The sequence below is a fragment of the Solibacillus daqui genome, assembly GCF_028747805.1.
GTDB lineage: Bacteria > Bacillota > Bacilli > Bacillales_A > Planococcaceae > Solibacillus > Solibacillus daqui.
In genome coordinates this window covers 333,277-352,115 of sequence record NZ_CP114887.1, presented here as the reverse complement: position 1 = coordinate 352,115, position 18,839 = coordinate 333,277, and the positions used below count along the sequence as shown (strand labels likewise).

Sequence of the window (18,839 nt, the reverse complement as noted above, 5' to 3'; positions counted from 1 at the left end):
GAATTTTTAATGGTTCCTGATATTCTATTTTCTCACCTTCATCGGTTCCTTACGCATGCGATACATGAACGAGTTGTGATGATTTTCACGTTGCTACTGTACTCACTGTTCGTTCCTTCGTTTGTAGCTCTATTCAGCCGCTAACTCGCTTTCTGTTACCCATTTGTGATTTGTCACTTTTTCTCCTTTAGATGAAGTGTAGTCAACCATATAGACCGTTGTTTTTTCGGCGGAGTCAATAACTGCCGTTGCACCGTCCATCCCTTCCATATGATCCGCGCGTAACGTTACTTCTGTGCCTGGTTCAAGAGAGGCTGCACCTGGATTTTCAAGCTCTTCGTGAATGACCCATTTATGATTTTTTACAAGTTCTCCAGTAGTTGTAGACGTGTACGTAACTGCATAAACCGTTGTATCATAAGCGCCCACCACAGTAGCTTTAACCCCATTCATACCATCCATATGATCTGCATGCATCATCGCAGTAGTGCCGACAGGGAAAGTTGGGTTCGTAGCTTCTGCTAAGCCTTCAGGTAGTTCCCCATCACTTGAATGATTCATCGTTGAATGGTCCATAGTTGCATGTTCATTGTCTGTATTATCTGTACCCTGCTCTTTCTTTTCTTCGGCACATGCGGCTAATGTAAATGATAAAGCAATGGTCAAGAATCCCAGCGTTAGTTTCTTCTTCATAAATGTCCTCCTCGTAATCTTATAATGGCTATTTTTATTGTAACCATTAATTTTGCAAATACTGTGCAGACATCATTATTATTAGTTTGGGAATCCATTTAGAAGAAATAACAAGGTGATGAATTTTTGTTCATCCAATTCGCTACTAGGGTACGGTACCATCTATACCCATTTATAACCAATTCCCCACACAGTTTTAATGATTTGCTCGATTGGAAAACCGGCTGTCCTTAATTTTTCGCGTAGATTTCTTATATGTGAATCGACCGTGCGCTGATCAATGAACGCATCGAACTCCCACGCAATCGTCATTAGTTCCTCGCGTGTAAATGTTTTTTGCGGACGCGATAAAAGCGCTTCAATGATTAGAAATTCCTTCAATGTTAGCCGAATCGTGCAAGCCTCATAATGAAGCGAAAACGTTTCTTTATTTAATTCAAAGTTCCCATGTACAACTATATTTTGTGGTGTATGTTCATGATTACTCCGTCTTAACAAAGCATTCACTCTTGCTATTAGTTCCTGCTCATCGAAGGGCTTTGTTATATAATCATCAGCCCCTGTATTTAACCCCTTCACCAAGTCTAGCTTTTCAGACCTCGCTGTCAGCATCATGATGGGCACATTTGAAAACATCCGTATTTTTGTGCACAGTTCCCAACCATCCATTAGTGGCATCATCACATCAAGAATGACAAGGTCGATATTTTCCTTTTGTAAAGTGTGAATCGCATCCTGTCCATTGATATTTTTTATACATCTAAATCCAGCTGGCATGAGGAACAGTTCAATTAAATCGAGCATTCGCTGTTCATCATCTACTAATAAAATTGTTTTCGTCATTCCGCCACCTCGCCTTTTAGGGTGATTGTGAAGGTACTTCCTTTTCCTAAAGTACTTTTCACATCGATTGTACCTCCATGTGCCTCGACTAATTCTTTTACTACGGCTAGTCCAATTCCTGATCCACCGAGTGAGCGAGAACGCGATTTCTCTACACGATATAATTTTTCAAAAATATAGCCGATTTCAACCGGAGGAATTCCGATGCCTTGATCAGTAATAGAAATAATCGTTTTATTGTGCTCTGTTGAAACAGACAATGTAACCTGTGTGTACGAAGGTGAATATTTCTTCGCATTGTCTAGTAAATTTAAAATAATTTGCTCTAATCGCAAAGGGTCTGCGTAGATTTGAACATCCTTATTACAAATGAATGTTAATTCTAAATCCTTTAATGTAAACGAAGGATGGACAAGGTTTATTAACTGTTGAAAGTATGCCTTTGCTCCAAAATTTTCTTTTGAAATGGTAAATGAGTTTTCATCCATTTTCGCTAAATCTACTAAATTTTTTACGAGCTCCTTCATACGCTCAGACTCCTCAACTAGAATACGTAAATATTGATTTCTTTCATCTTCTCGGATTTCAGGTCTCATCGCGACTTTTGTATAACCAATTAAATAGGTTAACGGGGTGCTTAATTCATGTGCAATAGCAGCAAGAAATTCATTTCTTTCTTTTTTTAGTCGCTCTAAATCACGAGCTAACATTTGGATTGCTTGTGATAGTTCACCAAGCTCATCCTGTTTCAATTTTGGTAGCTCTACTTGAAAGTCTCCAGCGTTTATCTTTTCTGTAGCTTCTTTCATCCGAATTAATGGTCGCGTTAAAATTTTGGATAACACGAAGTAGGCAATCAGTAAAACGAGTACGCTAGTGATACCGGCAATACCAAAATGAAAATTGAGTTGATTTACTAATTGTTCGATTGGGCGTGTGCTTTGAAGCATTACAACATAGCCCTTTTCGTCATTCGTTTGTATGTGAAACGGATGCACACTAATGATGTAAGGGGCATTCTTCCAATCTGAAACGAGTAAGGTATCCTGTTTTAAAAATGTTGTTGGTAAGACGGGCATAAAATTGCTTAATTTTTGAGCATCGTTTTCTGAGCTTTTTATGACCTTACCATCACGATCGGTAATGATCACTTGTCGGTTACTATCCATTTCCATCAAAACAATATGATGCACCGTGGACTCTGAATAATTCTCAACAAGAACATCGCGATGATTAGAGCCATTGGCTAAAAGTCGTTCATATTCTTCATTTACCTTTGATGTAATCATACTGTGATGGAGATAATACATTAACAATAATTGCATGACGAACACCGTTAGAAAAAAATAGACGGCTAATTTTGTTGAAATTCGCTTCATCGGAGATCATACACCTCTCTTCAACCTCTAGTATAGAGTAAAATTATGAAAAAACTATGCAGCTATCCATCCAAAATGTCCGCTCTGTGTGTTATGCACGGAAGCTAGGGTTTCGCTCCCTATTCCTTCGCCCCTCGAAAAAATGCTATAATCCATATTAAGAATCATTTTCACTAATAATGACACCCCGTTAACATTGCTTAACAGAAAGGACAACCTATGCTAAAAAGATTTTTTACATACTATAAGCCACACAAACGCTTATTTATCATCGACTTTTCAAGTGCGGTATTCGTCGCCATTTTAGAGCTACTGTTCCCAGTTGCGGTACAACGATTTATCGATGATTTACTGCCGACGAATGATTGGGGCATGATTACCAAAATTAGTGCATTACTACTCTTCACGTACCTTTTAAGCACGGTCATGAACTTTATCGTCAACTATTTAGGGCATAAGCTTGGCGTTAATATCGAAACCGATATGCGTCAGCAGCTGTTCAATCATGTGCAGCGTCAGCCTTATACGTTTTTCGATAATATGAAAACTGGCCATTTAATGAGCCGTATTACGAATGATTTATTTGATATCGGCGAATTTGCGCACCATGGTCCTGAGGATTTCTTTATTGCGATTATGACCTTTATCGGAGCATTTTCGATTATGTATAACATTAACGCAACAATGGCGACGCTTATTTTAGTATTTGTTCCATTTTTAATTGCTGTAATGTATTTAAGTAATCAGCGCATGAAAAAGGGCTGGACGGTGATGTATAGTGAAATTGCCAATGTCAACGGCCGCGTGGAGGACAGCTTTTCAGGAATTCGCGTTGTTAAATCCTTTACGAATGAGGAATTTGAGAAGAAGCGCTTCAAGGAACAAAATGCTTTATTCCGCAAAGCAAAAATCTATGCATATAAGGTCATGGCGGGTACACACTCAAGCATTTACATTTTAACGCGCCTCCTAACATTAGTTGTGTTAGTTGTCGGGGCTTGGCTCTCATATACGAAGCAGCTAACGTATGGTGAGTTTGCGAGCTTTATTCTCTTTACGAATGTACTCATAAAACCAATCGACAAAATTAGTGCGTTGCTTGAAATGTATCCTAAAGGCATGGCGGGCTTTAAACGCTTCTGCGATTTAATTGACCTAGAGCCAACCATTGTAGACCGTCCAAATGCCATTGAAGTGAACCATTTACATGGAAATATCGCCTTCAACGAAGTTAGCTTCAACTACGCAGATAGTAAACAAGTATTAAACAATCTTTCATTCCATGTTGAAGCCGGCAAAACGATTGCCTTTGTGGGTCCATCGGGTTCAGGGAAAACAACGATCAGCTCACTTATTCCGCGCTTCTATGATGTAACAGAAGGCTCGATTACAATCGACGGGCACGATATCCGCGATTTAACGCAAAGCTCTCTACGTAAGCAAATTGGGACAGTGCAGCAAGATGTGTTCCTCTTTACCGGCACCATTCGTGAAAATATTGAGTACGGTAAACTTGGCGCTAACTTTAACGAAATTAAAGCCGCAGCCGAGCAAGCTAACTTACTCGAATTCATCGAAAACTTGCCAGATGGCTTCGAAACCCAAATCGGTGAACGCGGGCTGAAATTATCAGGTGGACAAAAGCAACGTCTCGCAATTGCACGTATGTTCTTAAAAAATCCACCAATCTTAATTTTAGATGAAGCAACCTCTGCTTTAGATACAGCGACCGAGCGCATCATTCAGCAATCTCTAAATGATTTAGCCAAAAATCGTACAACGCTTATTATCGCGCACCGCTTAGCGACAATTCGCGATGCTGATTATATTTTCGTTGTCACACCAAATGGCATCGAGGAGCAAGGCACATACGAGGAGCTTGTTGCAAAAGGCGGCATTTTCGCCGGGCTGCATCACGCTTAATCACATGCCTCACGTTAGAAACTCCATCTAGCGTGAGGCATTTTTATTTGAAAATATTTTGGGAATTATTTTCATATTCATTATAATGAAGGAAAATTCAACGGGATGGTGAGCTCAAATGGCAATACCAATTATCGATTTACATTGTGATGCCCTACTTCGTTTATTCCAACGAAACGATAGCTTTACGAATGCGCCAACATTAGACGTTAATTACGAAAAATTACAAGCTGGCAATGTGATGGCACAAGCATTTGCCATCTATGTGAACCCGGATTTATCACCACTGGGGAAAATTCAGTCTGCTTATAAACAAGCGGAATATTTTCAGCAGCTCATTGAGGCGCATCCGAAAATGGTGCACATGAAGCAATGGCACGATTTCCATACATTGCAGCCCGGTCAAATCGGGGCATTTTTAACAATTGAAGGTGTTGATTTCTTTGGTGGTAACATCAAATTTTGGCATGAATTCTACAAGTTTGGTGTACTTGCGATTGGCTTAACGTGGAATTTTGCAAACGAAGCAGCGGATGGTTTATATAGTAAGTTAGGACGCGGTGTAACGGATTTTGGCCGTGAAATTATTCAGCTCAATAATACACATAACATTTTCACCGATGTGACGCACTTACATGAACAAAGCTTTTGGCATGTGCTCGAGCATGCGGATTATGTCATCGCCTCCCATTCAAATGCTACATCTGTATGCAACCATGAACGCAATTTAACCGACGAGCAAATCCGCGCAATGATTACGAAAAGCGCGCCGATGCATGTTGTTTACTTCCCTGAATTTGTGAATGGCACAGAGCAAGCGGATATGAGTGAGTTAATCAAGCATATCGACCATATTAGCTCCCTTGGCGGTAAGCATTTAATTGGGCTTGGATCTGACTTTGATGGCATCTCTAGCAAAATTCCAGGGTTGGAACATGCCGGCATGCATCAAAATTTAGTAAATGAGCTACTGAAATATTATCGTGAGGAAGATGTGCACGGTTTTTGCTATGCGAATTTTTTAAACCATTTGCCGAAATAAGCTGGACCTTTTTCGCTTCATGGAACGTTCATGCTATACTAGGAAAACATACGAGCATGAAGGAGCAAAGAACATGAACGGAAAAAATCGCAGCGATGTTTACGCTGGCTTAGAGGTAGATATCGTCTTAAAGAAAGATCAACGCACCGGCAACACAACGCGTGGCACAGTAAAAGACCTCCTAACAAACAGCAGCTTTCACCCACATGGCATTAAAGTACGCTTAACAGATGGGCAAGTTGGGCGTGTATGCCAGACGTATCCGAAATAATAGTTTAACGAAGGTCCTAAACTAGGCCTTCGTTTTTTAAAACAAAAAACCACCCGCAAGTTCTCTCCTACGGGTGTGTCTACGATCATTATAAAACTTTCTCTAAAAACGCTTTTGCTCGCTCTGTTTTTGGCGATGAGAAGAATTCTTTCGGAGATGCTTCTTCCACTAAATAGCCACCATCTAAAAACAGGACGCGGTCTGCTACTTCACGTGCAAAGCCCATTTCATGCGTTACAATTAGCATCGTCATTCCCTCTTTAGCAAGAGATTTCATAACCTCTAAAACCTCTTTAACCATTTCTGGGTCAAGCGCACTTGTTGGCTCATCGAATAGAATCGCTGTTGGGTTCATCGCTAGTGCTCGCGCTATGGCCACACGTTGCTTTTGACCACCCGATAAACGATTCGGATACTCGTTACGCTTGTCGTAAAGCCCAACCTTTGTTAACAGCTCTTCAGCTGATTTCACAGCTTGGTCCTTTGCCACGCCTTTTACGTTAATGGGTGCGTATGTTAAGTTTTCTAAAACCGTTTTGTGTGGGAAGAGGTGGAAGTGCTGAAACACCATGCCTAAATCCTCGCGCACCTTCATAACGTTTTTGTCTGTTACTTCTACACCCGCAATTGTAATTACGCCTTCAGTTGGTTCTTCTAAGCGGTTAATGCAGCGTAAAAACGTTGATTTCCCTGAACCTGAAGGACCGATGATGGCAATTACTTCTTTTTCACTGATTTCAGTTGAAATGCCCTTTAATACTTCATTTTTGCCATATGATTTTTTCAGATTATCAATTTTAATCACTGCGTTTCATCCTCTTTTCTAGCGTTCTGCCAAGGAATGATAATATCAATGTCATTACATAGTAGATTAAGCCCGCAATTAGTAACGGCTCTAAGTACGTAAACGTCGAACCACCGACAACGTACGCACGGCGCATAATGTCCATTGCCCCGATTACCGTAACGATGGCTGATTCTTTATTTAACGTAATAAATTCATTCATTAACGATGGTAAAATATTTTTCATTGCTTGCGGCAAAATGATGTCTTTCATCATTTTTGCATATGGAATCCCCAGTGCTTTCGCAGCTTCCATTTGTCCTTTATCCACTGCGTTAATACCAGCACGAATAATTTCAGAAATATACGCCCCTGAGTTTAAACCGAATGCAATAATCGCCGCTGGAATTGGTTCAATTTTAATATCTAACACTTGCGGAACCGCATAGTAAATTATCATTAATTGAAGAACTAACGGTGTTCCTCGGAAAATCGAAGTATAAAAGCTCGCAAACCAACGAAGTGGCGTCACATTACCGATTTTACATAATGCTAATAAAATACCTAAAACTAACCCCATAATCGTCGCGCCGACAACGATTTGTAATGTAATACCTATCCCCTCAAAAATATACGGGATAGAGGGTACGACTGCATCAAAGTTGAACATCGTAGCCCTCCTTTCTTTAATTGAATTTGTTTTAGCAGAGAAATCCATTATCGGTCTTTCTCTCTAAAAAAACGTGAGAAACGTCATTCAACGCTAACAGCTGAATGACGTTAATTTTTCTTCCAGACCAAGCTAAAGTACGTGCCTCTTGGTTGTTACTTGCTATTATTCAACAACAAACCATTTTTTCTTTAATTCTTCAATTGTACCGTCAGCAGTTAACTCTTCAATGACTTTGTCGAACTCCGCTTTTAATTCGCTACCTTCTTGGAATACGATTGATTTATAATCTGGCTCTTCTACTTCGATTGGGAAGGCTGCTAAATCATCATTTTTTGCTAAGTAGTTTTCAGAAACGATATTTTCGATTACTGCTGCATCAAAACGCCCTGTTTTTAACTCTTGGATTAACTCAGGAATTAAGTTACGGCTTTCTACTTTAAATCCATGTTCTTCCCCTAATACTTTCGCTAAATCTTCTTGGATAGAAGAAACTTGCGCACCTACAACACCACCAGCAACATCAGCTGGAGTTGTGTAGCCTTTTTCTTTATCGAAAATTAAATATTGCTCTGTTTCATAGTAAGGAACTGAGAAGTCTACCACTTTGTCACGATCTGCTGTTGGTGTCATACCAGAGATAACTACGTCAAATTTTTTCGCTTGTAATGCTGTAATAAGTGAGTTGAAGTCCATGTTTTGTACTTCGATTTCATAGCCTAATTTGTCACCAACTGTTTTGATTAAATCGATATCGAAACCGATAATTTCATCACTTGTTGCAGTGTCTACGTATTCGAATGGTGCGTAGTCTGCTGATGTACCTACGATTAATGTTTTCTTGCTGTCTGTTGAACCTTCACCTGCACTACCAGATGTTTCTTTGTCGTCTTTTGAAGTACCACATGCTGCTAATACTGCAATGACAAGTGTTGTTAAAATTGCTAATAGCCACTTTTTGTTCATGTTATTTCTCTCCTTTTATTAGTTGTTCTTGTAAATATCGTTCGATGGCTTTGTCTAACATTTGTAAGCCGTCGTCAATTTGTTGTTTTGTTACTGTAAGTGGTGGGATCATACGAATAACTTCGCCTTCATTACCACATAGATAGAACAGCACACCTTCTTCAAGTGCGTAATCTAATACTTTCCCGACTGCTTCACCAGAAACCTCACCTGTAGTTGGGTCTGATAATTCAATTCCAATCATTAAACCAGCTGAACGCACGTCGCTAATAATTGAATATTTTTCTTTCATTTTTAACAATTGTTCGCGGGCATATGCACCGACTTCGCGAGAATTTTCTACTAAGTTTTCTTCGTGGAATATTTCTAATGTTGTACGTGCTACAGAACAGGCGATTGGGTTGCCACCGAATGTTGTACCATGTGAACCAATCGGCCATTTTTGCATTAATTGTTTTGACGCAACTGTAGCTGAAAGTGGTAAGCCTGATGCAATGCCTTTAGCAATCGCCATAATGTCCGGCGTTACATCAAAGTATTGTGCAGCGAACCATTCACCTGTACGACCAAAGCCAGTTTGTACTTCATCAAAAATTAATAAGATGCCATGTTGGTCACAAATTTCACGGATTTTTTTCACCCAAGCTTTTGGTGGGATGATATAGCCACCTTCACCTAAAACAGGTTCTAAAATTACCGCCGCTACTTCTTCAGGTGTTACTTGGTGCTTGAATAGCTGTTTGAAATCTTTTTCAAGTTTTTCTACAACATAGCTTTCGGCATCCACACCCACTGGAGCAGCTTTTACATCTGCATACGGAATTTGGTATGAAAGATGCGATGGCTGTAAAAATTTACGATATTTCGCTTTTGAAGTTGTCACACCAAGCGCACCCATCGAACGACCATGGAAACAACCTGTAAATGAAATCACATATGGACGCTCCGTTACGAATTTCGCTAATTTTAATGAGCCTTCAATTGCCTCCGTACCACTGTTCGCAAAGAAGAAGCAACCTAAATCACCTGGTAACACTTCGCCAAGCTCTTCCGATAATTTTAAAATCGATTCGTACATAATCACGCCTGATGGCCCATGCACTAATTCATCTGCTGCGTCTTTAATTGCTTGCACAACTTTTGGATGACGGTGACCTGTGTTTGTCACAGCAATACCTGATGTAAAATCTAAATATTTCTTGCCATCCGCTCCCCAGTAATAGCAACCTTCTTCTTTAACTACCGGAAGATTTGGATGATCCTTTGCCATACTTGGCGCTAAATAATCGCCCATTTCTTTATATAAATCTAACCAATTTGCCATTTGATAGGACCTCACAATATAATTTGCAACTTTTTGATAACTAATTTAATGATTATCAAATAAGCGATAATTCATTTTAACTTGTCGTGCATAAATATTCAACAGCAAAACGTAAATTTGGAATTTTCAAAATTTTTTATGCATTATTTTATTCATAATATATGAATATACTATTAATAAAAGAAGTAATTGTTGTGAATTTATGTAGTTTTTAAATATAAAGAAAATTCACAACCACTATTTCCACTGAATGAACATGAATAAAAATTCACTAAACCCATATCACCCAAAGCATATGGAGAAGACCTCAACTAGTAGCAGTTAGTCGTAGTTCATTATTCCTGATCTTTAGACCGAAAAGTTGCTTTTATTAAGTCGTCAGAAATCAATAAAGCCGCCAAAATTCCAGCGACTTATCCCGATTATCATTTAACTTCAAACTGTGCTTCCGTCTTTTCCCTTACTTCATCAAGCGTCACACCATCCTGCAATTCAACAAGCCGCATGACACCACCCTCAAAATCAAACACCGCTAAATCAGTAATCAGTCGATGAACAACCCCCAGCCCAGTTAGTGGGAGCGTACATTCATGCTTCACTTTGGATTCCCCGTACTTATTTGCATGCTCCATAATGACAATGACCTTTTTCGCACCGACGACTAAATCCATCGCACCGCCCATCCCCTTTACGACTTTACCGGGAATCATCCAATTGGCTAAATCACCCTTTTGCGAAACTTCCATACCGCCTAAAATCGCGACATCAATATGACCTCCACGAATCATTGCAAAGCTTTCGGCGCTATCAAAAAATGCAGCTCCTTTTTTTACAGTTACCGTTTCCTTTCCCGCATTAATTAAATCCGCGTCGATTCCCTGTTCTGTTGGGTACGGGCCAATGCCTAATAATCCATTTTCAGATTGCAGCATCACATCATAATGGGCTGGAATTTCATTCGCAATTAACGTTGGCATGCCAATGCCTAAATTGACATACATCCCATTTTGAATTTCTTGAACAGCACGTTGAATAATTTTTTTTCGAGCGTCCACTAGCTCTCCTCCCTTATCGTGCGACGTTCAATACGTTTCTCAAAGGACGGGCTATGCACAATGTGTTGTACATAAATTCCCGGTAAATGAATTTCATCCGGATCAAGCTCGCCGATTTCCACAAGCTCTTCCACTTCAACAATCGTCACTCGCCCCGCAGTTGCTACAAGCGGGTTGAAATTACGTGATGTTTTACGAAACACTAAATTCCCTGCTCTATCCGCCTTCCATGCTTTCACTAATGCAAAATCTCCTGTAATCGCGCGTTCTAATAAATACGTTTTGCCATCAAATTGCTTCGTTTCTTTTCCTTGTGCGATGGGCGTTCCAACCCCCGTAGCCGTATAAAATGCTGGAATCCCAGCCCCACCAGCACGAATACGCTCTGCCAAAGTGCCTTGGGGTGTTAGCTCTACCTCTAATTCTCCACTTAAAAACTGTTGCTCGAACATTTTGTTTTCCCCTACATACGAAGCAATCATTTTTGAGATTTGTTTTTGTTCAAGTAGCACACCTAATCCAAAATCATCTACACCGCAGTTATTACTCACAACAGTTAAATCTTTTACACCTTTGTCTTTTAGCGCTTGAATTAGATTTTCAGGAATGCCACAAAGCCCAAATCCACCAACTAACAGCACTGCACCATGCTCTATTTGCTGAACAGCCTCCTGCACCGAACCAATGACTTTATCCATAACAATTCACCTCTTTAATGAGACAATATTCTACAAATTGTATGATTTTACCTTCTTTAGACATTTAAAACCGAGCACATGATTATTCCAATGGCTCGGTTCCACACTTTATCTCGCATTAAGGGACAATAAGAAGCCCACTTCAGGCTAGCAAATGGTATGAGCTAGCTAAGTTGGCGACTCACTGTCCCTAAAACCTTGATTGGTGGATGATAAGGACCCCCACCGAGCAAAGCTTCACGTTATGCTATTTATGTGGCCCTTGATAAACGCCTAATTCTTGTGTTTTTGGATCGCGAACGAGGCGTTGATTGTCTCGTAGTGGCACTTCGGCATTTGAAGACGCTAAAACTTCATCTGCAGGACCAAAATCACCTGCTACACCCTTCGAAGGCAAAAAGTACAATTGCGGCTTTGACTCATACGGAACGACGCGCTCTTTTTTTACATCATGCAAAATTATATTCGATGAATTTGAGCGATTTGTAATCCATTTCGTCAGCGTGTGACCTGTCCACTCTCCTTCATTGAATGGATCTGTTCCCGAGACAAGCACCATTCCACCACTACGAATAACAGCCTCGTACTCAATCCGCTCATTATGCGATAAATTCATGCGACGTAATACATTTTCGATTGGCGTTTCTTTCGTCAATAATGTTTTTATAAAACTACCGATTCCATGTGTCGTTACCAACTCAATTTGACTATCCCTCGATAACGTATGAAACTCATTTACATTTTTCGTTACAATATAAATTTTATTGCTGTCTACCATTTCTCGTGGTTTACGTAATTCCTGGAGTTTATTGAGCAATTCTTGTTTTGTATAGACGACATCAACCGTTTGTTTTGGTTCATTTCGAAACATATACATCCCTCCAAAAGTTTTGTATTACAATTTTCCCACTACAAAAAAGATACCAACTTTTCTTACAATAAGAATTTGCTGAATTAAGTTAAAAATAAAAAAATGGAATTCGTAGCATTTTACGAATTCCATTTTGATTTTATGCGCCGAATTCGGTAACGAAATCAGCTAATTCTTTACGTGGCTTTGCTGGTGTTGCTTCATCGAAATAACCGAATTGGAACATCGCAATGACACGTTCATTTTCTTTTGCTTGTAATGCTTCGCGGAATTTTGGGTTATCTAAGAAGCCTGGCGTTTTCCAGCATGTACCGATTTCTTGTTCCCAAGCTAGTAACTGTGCGTTTTGTAAGTAACAAGAGACCGCTGCATAATCTTCTAGACGCTCTTTTTGACGCATATCTTCTGTTACTAATACAAAAGCATAAGCCCCCGCAAGTGTGAATTTTTGCATTTGCGCAGCAAGCGTTTCCTCTGAAAGCTCCTGCCATTTTGGAATCGCTAAATCGCGTAATAACTCATGTACTTGAGCTAATTTTTCATCAGTTGCTACAACAACTCGCCAAGGCTGACGGTTGCCGTGATTTGGTGCCCATTTTGCATCATCTAAAATTTGTAGAACCGCTTGTTTTCCAACAAGTTGTCCATTAAATTTTTTAATTGAACGGCGCTCTAAAATGGCTTGTTTTACTGATACTGTCATCGACATATCCTCCTTCGTATACTAGCTCTATCTTATCATCATTTATCATTATTATATAGTGAGTTTATAAGGGAAACGTATCGCTAATGTGAAAGAAATAATACTCGATTAGAGGGGTATAGGCCGAAGAATCCTCATACGCATAATGTCGATTTTTGCTATTCATTGTGTGCGCATTAACATACGGAATGCCATTGTCAATCCGCGTAATAATCGTACTATGGTCAATCCTTCCATCCCCTGCAAAATCATAGAAAATAACATCGCCTATCTCAAGCTCATCAATCGAATAAACACGAGTTGCTATAAGCCCTTTTTTCGAGGTTTCTAAATACCATCGCAGTGAGTGTGCTACCGACCAGCTATAGCTCCAGCGCTCAGGATTACCAATCATCCACCAGCCTTGCGCACGATCCGAAAAGCCGCGCATCGGTGCTCCCCCTGCATAGAGGCATTGCGATATGAAGTTTGTACAATCCACCTCAAACGTTGGAAATCTTGGATTGTATTTATCCCACCAAAAATTTGCATAATCGACCGCAGCTTGGCGATTATAGTAAAGCATTTGCATTTGGCCTCATTTCTTTTTTTACAACGTATGACAATGTTTTTTCGAATATGTGCGTTATATGAAAGAAGTGTAAAAATCCCCCGTTTTCTTAAATGTTTGATACAATCATTTTAAGGACACTTTCTGGGCTCGGTCGAAACATTGTGCCCTGAGTTCAATGGTATTTTCTTTGTGTAGGGGGAGTTTATATGAGGCAGCACGCAGAAAGAGAAATAGTACTTCCAACAGCTCTTTGCGATAAAAAAGGGAATTTAAATCCAGAGGCAATTGGATTTGCACGACAGCCAATTATTGATTGCAATTTATCTGGCCATTTTATGCGTAAGAAAAAGTGGAATTATTGGTGTGTTTATGGCGAGGAAATCTTATTTTCCGCAACGATTAGCCATTTAGATTACGCTGCGGTTTGCTTCGTCTATTTCCTTGAATACGAAACACAGCGCTATTTCGAAAAAACAATCGTGATACCACTTGGCGCAAAAGTAAAAATGCCGACACAAGTATTAGAAACCGTCAGCTACAAAACTAGTGAAATAACTATCCAGCTAACTTACTACAACGGCGTAACACATTTAACGGTCATTTCACCGAATTTTGATGGCGAGCACTTGCATGCCGAATTAACGATTGAGCATCCACAAGATGATGAATCCTTAAATGTCGTCATCCCGTGGAATCGCCAAACATTTCAATTTACGGCAAAGCATCATACATTGCCAACGTCTGGCATCGTGAAAATTGGTGGACGCCGCTTTACCTTTTCTCCTGAAGAAAGCTTCGCCGTACTCGATTACGGACGTGGTATTTGGCCACGTGAGTCAACTTGGAATTGGGGAATGGCATCACAACTTGTTCGCGGTCAACGCATCGGCTTAAACTTTGGAGGACAATGGACAGACGGCACCGGCATGACGGAAAACGCCATTTTTATTGATGGAATTATGACTAAAATTCACGAAGATGTACGCTTCGAATATGACCGCTCGAACTTTATGAATCCATGGACAATTCGTTCGAAATTTAGTGACCAAATTAATTTAACATTCACACCCTTTTTCGAACGCGTCGCAAATACTAACGCGAGAGTCATTTTGTCATCCGTGCATCAAATGGTCGGCTATTATGACGGCATCATTCGACTTGAAGACGGCACAACACTACACATCCAGCAAATGCTTGGTTGTATCGAGGAGCATGTTGCAAAATGGTAAACCCCCTATTCTACAAAGTTAGCCATTAGACATACACATTTCGTGCCAATTCGCGCGAAATGATGTCTTGTTATTAATAAAAAGCCTACTACAACTCGATTCGAGCATGTAGCAGGCTTTTCGTTTATTTACCGATAATAATCCAACTAGCTTTCCACTTACTTAACCAACTCGTCAGTACCCAACAAATGCCGGTAATCGCAAATGCGGTAAACAACTGCCAACCATGGAATACAAGCGGTGTTGAATTTGGTAGCCAATCGCGGAAATAGATTAAGAAAAACGGATGAATCAAATAAATACCAAACGACAATTGAGCTAATCGATTTAAGAAATGCTGTAATGGCGCATAGTCCACTGCCATCACCACTTTCCCTAACCATAACGTAAACAAGCTACCCGCTAGCCCTAAAAGTACCCATAGTCCATCAAAAATATACGAACGATACGGGGTAGACGGTAAATAGTTAACCAATGTACCCGCACGTGTCCAGATGTCCACAACAATCAAACTGACAGCTGCAATTGCAAACAGTGTCACAATAAATGCAGTCATTTTTTTTCGGTTCGTTTGCCACCATTGATCTAATTGCGCATAATTAGCCCCCATCGCAGCACCTACTAAAAAGAACGGTAAATACGACATAAAGTACGAACCACGCGCTTCCACTTGTATATAATTTTTGTTCACATAAAACCAAGTAAACTGCAAAGCAAGCGAAACAATTAGTACAACTGAAACACGAACCTTCACTTTCTTAAAGAAATACAATATGAACGGGAAAATTAAATAAAACTGTAAAAGTACAAATAAGAAATACAAATGCGTATAGGCTTTCCCCCATAATAACGCTTCACCTAAATCCGTCAAAAATGCTGGTACAGATGTAAAACTACTATACTTTACTGTACTTACCACAAAATAAAAAGTCGAAATGACGATATAAGGAACAATTATATATTTCAAACGCTTCTTATAAAATTGAAGAATTGTTTCCTTTGTAAACGGCCTTTTATTATAGCTATATAGCAGCACCAAACCACTTAAAAAGAAAAATACGGGCACCCCAATCTTCCCTAATGTATTGAATGCCGAGTATATATAAAACGTACTTGATTCAGGAGTAACCCCCCCTAAACCTGTCGAACTAAAATGCACAAACAATACGGCAAACATCGCAAATGCACGCGCGTATTGAACTTCGTCTAACTGCTTATTCATTAGTAACCCCCAAAAAATTGTATGCTAATTTTGTTACACACTAGCGCTTATTATATAAATCTAGCTTACCTTAATACGAGATAGTTTACAAAAGTAAAATGAAATGTAAATGAAATCCCGATTACTTCTCATAAATTTTGTTAATACCCTTAATTCTTTTACCTCTAAAATAACTTTTCATACAAACCATCATTGAAATCACAATCCATTTTTAGAACTTTACTTGAATATCTATCCATATTTTTGTTACGATAATAGTCTGACTTTATAAGGTGATTGGGGGAACGACAAACGATGGAACAACATTTGCAGCTAAAGGATTTCAAGCAGGAGCAAAAGCGACTTAATGACACTGTTGCGTATATGGACCGCATTTTACATAGCTCCAAAAGCGATATTGAAAATGCACAGGCTAACATTAAAACAGCGATGTCAAACGTGGAATATCTTGACTCGAGTGATAGTTTCTTAAATATTCTAATGAACACGCGCTTTTTCGAATTAGCACGCGATCAAAAGGAAGGCTTAGAGGCAATTCGTCAAAAGCCGTATTTCGCGCGCATCCATTTTCAGCGTGAAGGTGAGCCGGAGGAATTTCTTTATATCGGTAAAACATCTCTATTTCATAGCGAAACACATGAGCCGATTATCGTCGATTGGCGTTCTCCAGTCGCAAACGTGTATTATGATGGACGACTAGGTGAATTAACGTATGATGTACGAGGCGACGAACAGGCTGGGCATCTATTCGCCAAACGCCAATACAAAATTGAGCAAGCCGAGCTTCTCGATTACCGAGACGTTGATTTAACAACAAACGACGAATTGTTACAAGAAGCACTCGAAGGTAAGGCAGATGTACGTTTAACCGAAATCGTATCGACTATTCAAAAGGAGCAAAATGAAATTATTCGTGCGCACCTCCGCCAACCAATTCTCGTACAAGGGGCGGCTGGTTCAGGAAAAACAACTATTGCCCTTCACCGAATTTCGTATTTTTTATATACAATGGGCGAACATTTTAATGCCGAGCAGCTCATGATTCTAGCACCGAATAATTTATTTATCGAATACATTGGGGATGTGCTACCAGAGCTCGGCGTCGATAAAATATGCCAAACCACCTATGCCGATTATGTACAAAACGCCTTACATCTGAAGCTAAAGCTCACAAATCCAAATGAACAGCTTGAAAAAATCGTCGAGAACATCACTACCAATTTCGATGATTTGCACATTTCTAAAATGAAGGGTAGCCCCTTTTACGAACTGATGATGCAGCGCTATTTACAGCGGTATGAAGAACAATTGGCCACACTTTTTGATGATGTCTTTATCGAAAAATATCGTATTATGAAAGGCGAGCATTTGAAAAAGTTGTTTTTAGTCGAATTTCAATATATGCCGATCGAAAAACGCCTTGAACGAATCAAAAAGATAATCCAAACCGAGGTAAAGCGGAAAACAACCGCCGTATTAACAAAATTAAACGCGCGTTATGAGGAAGCAATTGGTCGAGCACTAAACGGCATGCGCGACGCAGAAAAACGCCGACTTACCGTAACCAAAATGATCGACGAACGCGATGTACGCATCCCAAAAATCAAACAAGAGGCCAAAACAACGGCAAGTCGTTATATGAAGAAATTCACAAAGGCAAAAGTGAAGACACTATACCGCGATATCGTGACGAACCGTGAATTACTATACGAAATTGCACCTGAATGGGACCAAAATGAAACAGAAAGCTTCCTACAAGCACATAAAAAGGAAAGCTGGGCATTAGAAGATTTAGCCTCACTTTATTATTTACAGGCAAAGGTAAAAGGTATAGAGGATCCATGGAAAATGCGTGTCGTATTCATTGATGAGGTACAGGACTACAGCTACTTCCAGCTTGCAGCATTAAAGGCAGGGCTTGAAACAGATATGTTTACAATGGTTGGCGATTTAGCACAAGGAATCCATAGCTACCGTTCATTAACCGATTGGCAGCCCGTGCTCGATTTATTCCCACGCGCAACCTATGCTACACTGCAAAAAAGTTACCGAACAACGATTGAAATTATGCAAGTAGCCAATGAAATCCTACTACAAATGGAGGAGGACTTACCACTTGTCGAGCCTGTTGTTCGTCACGGCAAGCCCCCTGAGTTTATCGCGCAACAAGCGTTACAAGTCCATACAATCAACCAAATCGTCGAGCAAATTAAAGCGAACAACCATCATTCCATTGCACTCATTTGCAAAACGACGAAAGAAGCAAAATCGATCGTTAAACAGCTTGAAAAAGCCGATTTTCCCGCGCAAATATTGGACGAAAATTCAGCGATTGATCAGCAAAAGCTACTCGTTGTGCCAAGCCATTTAGCAAAAGGGCTCGAGTTTGATGCCGTCATTATCGCGTCATTTGATGTACCATATTACGACAATCCAATTGACCGCAAGCTCCTATATGTCGCTCTAACCCGCGCAATGCATGAGCTCTATTTAATTGGTCCTTCAAAAGAAGCCTTTTTGATGTAAACGCTATAAAAAAACACAACTCGCGTGAAATTAGCGCGAGTTGTGTTGTTCTAACGTTGATTCCCCGAAAAATCCGTTATGTTTTAT

General features: G+C 39.9%; 18 protein-coding genes. 5 read left to right on the top strand and 13 right to left on the bottom strand.

Annotated elements, in window-relative coordinates:
- Nucleotides 1-129 precede the first annotated feature (129 nt).
- The 3 genes from O7776_RS01695 to O7776_RS01685 all read right to left on the bottom strand — a co-directional run bounded on the left by O7776_RS01695 (nt 130) and on the right by O7776_RS01685 (nt 2,915).
- Nucleotides 130-693 carry a YdhK family protein gene (locus O7776_RS01695; RefSeq protein WP_274308934.1) on the bottom strand — a complete coding sequence of 188 codons (564 nt, stop codon included), beginning with the start codon at nt 691-693 and terminating at the stop codon, nt 130-132.
- Between the two features lie 162 nt (nt 694-855).
- Nucleotides 856-1,536 carry a response regulator transcription factor gene (locus O7776_RS01690; protein ID WP_274308933.1) on the bottom strand — a complete coding sequence of 227 codons (681 nt, stop codon included), beginning with the start codon at nt 1,534-1,536 and terminating at the stop codon, nt 856-858.
- Entirely contained in the window at nt 1,533-2,915 is a 1,383-nt protein-coding gene (locus tag O7776_RS01685; RefSeq protein WP_274308932.1) for a sensor histidine kinase, read from the bottom strand. The genes O7776_RS01690 and O7776_RS01685 overlap by 4 nt, the downstream gene beginning before the upstream one ends.
- Nucleotides 2,916-3,134: 219 nt before the next feature.
- On the opposite strand from O7776_RS01685, the gene O7776_RS01680 reads away from it, so the two are divergent.
- From O7776_RS01680 to O7776_RS01670, 3 genes are all read left to right on the top strand, one after another.
- Nucleotides 3,135-4,838: an ABC transporter ATP-binding protein gene (locus tag O7776_RS01680; protein ID WP_274308931.1), complete on the top strand. Its 1,704-nt coding sequence runs from the start codon at nt 3,135-3,137 to the stop codon at nt 4,836-4,838.
- A 118-nt stretch (nt 4,839-4,956) separates the two neighbouring features.
- Nucleotides 4,957-5,880, top strand: a complete 924-nt coding sequence (locus tag O7776_RS01675) for a dipeptidase (protein WP_274308930.1) — start codon at nt 4,957-4,959, stop codon at nt 5,878-5,880.
- A 73-nt stretch (nt 5,881-5,953) separates the two neighbouring features.
- Nucleotides 5,954-6,151 carry a YwbE family protein gene (locus O7776_RS01670; RefSeq protein ID WP_241367403.1) on the top strand — a complete coding sequence of 66 codons (198 nt, stop codon included), beginning with the start codon at nt 5,954-5,956 and terminating at the stop codon, nt 6,149-6,151.
- Between the two features lie 88 nt (nt 6,152-6,239).
- Here O7776_RS01670 and O7776_RS01665 read toward each other — a convergent pair whose 3' ends face one another.
- From O7776_RS01665 to O7776_RS01625, 9 genes are all read right to left on the bottom strand, one after another.
- Entirely contained in the window at nt 6,240-6,956 is a 717-nt protein-coding gene (locus O7776_RS01665) for an amino acid ABC transporter ATP-binding protein (RefSeq protein ID WP_274308929.1), read from the bottom strand.
- Nucleotides 6,949-7,605 (bottom strand): amino acid ABC transporter permease, encoded by a 657-nt coding sequence (locus O7776_RS01660; RefSeq protein ID WP_274308928.1) that lies wholly within the window; start codon nt 7,603-7,605, stop codon nt 6,949-6,951. The genes O7776_RS01665 and O7776_RS01660 overlap by 8 nt, the downstream gene beginning before the upstream one ends.
- A 165-nt stretch (nt 7,606-7,770) precedes the next feature.
- Complete coding sequence (locus O7776_RS01655) at nt 7,771-8,571, bottom strand: transporter substrate-binding domain-containing protein (RefSeq protein ID WP_274308927.1); 801 nt, start codon at nt 8,569-8,571, stop codon at nt 7,771-7,773.
- 1 nt (nt 8,572) lies between these two features.
- Entirely contained in the window at nt 8,573-9,895 is a 1,323-nt protein-coding gene (locus O7776_RS01650; RefSeq protein ID WP_274308926.1) for an aspartate aminotransferase family protein, read from the bottom strand.
- Nucleotides 9,896-10,320: 425 nt separating this feature from the next.
- The gene (locus tag O7776_RS01645; RefSeq protein ID WP_274308925.1) at nt 10,321-10,950 is read right to left on the bottom strand and encodes a 3-oxoacid CoA-transferase subunit B; all 630 of its coding nucleotides are present in this window, start codon (nt 10,948-10,950) and stop codon (nt 10,321-10,323) included.
- Nucleotides 10,950-11,648 (bottom strand): CoA transferase subunit A, encoded by a 699-nt coding sequence (locus O7776_RS01640; protein ID WP_274308924.1) that lies wholly within the window; start codon nt 11,646-11,648, stop codon nt 10,950-10,952. Before O7776_RS01640 ends, O7776_RS01645 begins: the two co-directional genes overlap by 1 nt.
- 247 nt (nt 11,649-11,895) lie before the next feature.
- Nucleotides 11,896-12,519: a general stress protein gene (locus O7776_RS01635; protein ID WP_274308923.1), complete on the bottom strand. Its 624-nt coding sequence runs from the start codon at nt 12,517-12,519 to the stop codon at nt 11,896-11,898.
- A gap of 139 nt (nt 12,520-12,658) precedes the next feature.
- Nucleotides 12,659-13,222, bottom strand: a complete 564-nt coding sequence (locus O7776_RS01630; protein WP_274308922.1) for a nitroreductase family protein — start codon at nt 13,220-13,222, stop codon at nt 12,659-12,661.
- A gap of 64 nt (nt 13,223-13,286) precedes the next feature.
- Nucleotides 13,287-13,787, bottom strand: a complete 501-nt coding sequence (locus O7776_RS01625) for an amidase domain-containing protein (RefSeq protein ID WP_274308921.1) — start codon at nt 13,785-13,787, stop codon at nt 13,287-13,289.
- A 194-nt stretch (nt 13,788-13,981) separates the two neighbouring features.
- Between O7776_RS01625 and O7776_RS01620 the strand changes: the two genes are divergently transcribed.
- Entirely contained in the window at nt 13,982-15,004 is a 1,023-nt protein-coding gene (locus O7776_RS01620; protein WP_274308920.1) for a DUF2804 domain-containing protein, read from the top strand.
- 124 nt (nt 15,005-15,128) lie between these two features.
- Here O7776_RS01620 and O7776_RS01615 read toward each other — a convergent pair whose 3' ends face one another.
- Nucleotides 15,129-16,226, bottom strand: a complete 1,098-nt coding sequence (locus O7776_RS01615; protein ID WP_274308919.1) for an acyltransferase — start codon at nt 16,224-16,226, stop codon at nt 15,129-15,131.
- Between the two features lie 294 nt (nt 16,227-16,520).
- Between O7776_RS01615 and helD the strand changes: the two genes are divergently transcribed.
- Nucleotides 16,521-18,752 (top strand): RNA polymerase recycling motor HelD, encoded by a 2,232-nt coding sequence (helD, locus tag O7776_RS01610; RefSeq protein ID WP_274308918.1) that lies wholly within the window; start codon nt 16,521-16,523, stop codon nt 18,750-18,752.
- Nucleotides 18,753-18,839 lie beyond the last annotated feature (87 nt).